1 protein-coding gene and 1 pseudogene are annotated in these 1,806 nt (G+C 46.6%); both read right to left on the bottom strand.

The features are described from left to right. Positions 1 to 825: pseudogene (locus tag CHB66_RS16635) on the bottom strand (OmpA family protein); the annotation flags it as partial. A gap of 3 nt (positions 826 to 828) precedes the next feature. Continuing rightward, positions 829 to 1,806: PorP/SprF family type IX secretion system membrane protein (locus tag CHB66_RS16630; RefSeq protein ID WP_089242536.1), on the bottom strand; the 978-nt coding region annotated here is incomplete at its 5' end.

The raw sequence follows: 1,806 nt of genomic DNA, 5'->3' as shown, positions 1-1,806 counted from the left end.
CAGGTTGCCATCTGCATCTACCTTGCTGTAGTAGATCTCTGCTCCTACTGCAAACTCTGGCGTACGCTTTGCCTTGGTGATTCTTCTGGTCACTGTGTAGAACATCAAACCTTTTTCATGCATGAAGCTGGGGTCTGAGAAGTGTAGCACTTCTTCATTGTTGGCACTCAGCTCTGTGACATTTCCTTCGCTATCTTTTCTAAAGATTCTGAAAAACTCCCTGTCATTGAAGTCGTACTTCTCCTCGCTATAGATGTTGTTCAGATCCAGTCTGATCGCTGGCTTATTGCTCGGCGTCACTGCTCCTCTGTCTGAGGAAAAGTACATATGCTCTTCCTTATCTAGAACTAGATTCATGTCAGAGCCTGAGCTGTTCACTCCTGCTACGGGCACTAGCTTCAAGTTGGCTTTGCCATCGTACATCGCCTTCATCCTTGATGGATCTAGCTCTGGGAAGTCTTCTGCCGTGAAGTTTGAGCCTTGTAGCAGTTCGCTGATATTGACATCTCCATTGTTGAGCTGATAGCTCGATAGGATGTATTCATAGTAATCATCTCTGTCTGCTTCTTCGAAGCTCACCGTCTTCTTCCACCATTCGTTAGACTTTTCATAGTCTCTGATCATGGTGTAGGACTGGGCTATTTTTCTAGCTGTCTCTACCTTCTCTCTCTTGCCGAAGGCTTCCTGATACACTTCAGCTGCATGCTGATAGTTGCTCAGTTCGTATTGCTTGTCGGCATATCTCAAAAGTGCATTTTGTGCTTGGGTCTCCTGTACTGATACCAGCACCAGGAATATGACCATTATCGTCAGTAGCTTCTTCATAACTTAGAACCATCTAGGGTTTTTCATTGTCACTCTTCTCGGGGCAATGTAGTAGCCCACTGATATCTCGTGCGAGTTGTTCCTATAGTCACTCAGCACGTTCATGCTGTGGTCATAGGCATAGCCTAGTCTCAGATTATTGGTCGCAAACACTTCCAACAAGAAGGCTACTGCGTTACGCTGATTCAGGTTGTCCTGCAAGTGCTCCATACCGCCAAGCTGCATATTGGATCTGTAGGATGCGCCCAACCACAGCCTCTCTTTGAATAGCACCATCCCGTTGATATCGTAGCTCGTTGGTGCCCCCTTCACTTCTTTGATCAAGAAGCTAGGTTTGAACTGTACGCTACTAGATACCGGGATCATCACTCCTGCTGTAATGTAGTAGTGGAAGTCATGGTAAGCCAATGCGATGTCTTCTCGCTCCAAGGCTCCTCTACCGATCATGTTGTATGCACTTGCTCCAGCATAGAATCTGTCTGTGTGGAAAAACAAGCCCATATTCATGTTTGGTGTGAACATATTCACTCTACCTTCTGGAATATTTGGGTCATTAGGATCATTGGCTCTCAACATGTCTCCATCTATCGCATACTCACTCGCTCCTACACTCGCTCCCAATCCTAAAAAGCTATTCCTACCTGTCTGTATCCTATATGCATAGGAAAGCATCGCTCCATTGGTATTAGTAGGACCCATCTTGTCTGACAAGATCGATACACCAAAGCCCATCAAGCCTTCATTGGCACTCAAGTCAGCCGTCACCGTAAAGGTCGTCGGCGCTCCCTCAAAGCCAACCCACTGACTCCTGTAAGTACTCTGTATGTATGGCTCCCCTTTATAGCCCGCATACGCCGGGTTGATGTGGAGACCGTTGAAGATGTACTGGCTGAACTGTGGCAGCTGCTGTGATTCGACTCCGCCGATGGCCATCATGGCCATCAGCATTGTCATCATTGTTATTTTAAAAATCCCTTTCAT

The sequence above is a fragment of the Belliella buryatensis genome, assembly GCF_900188245.1.
GTDB classification, from domain to species: domain Bacteria; phylum Bacteroidota; class Bacteroidia; order Cytophagales; family Cyclobacteriaceae; genus Belliella; species Belliella buryatensis.
Note: the sequence above shows the minus strand (reverse complement) of the source record. Positions and strands in the feature narration are given on the sequence as shown.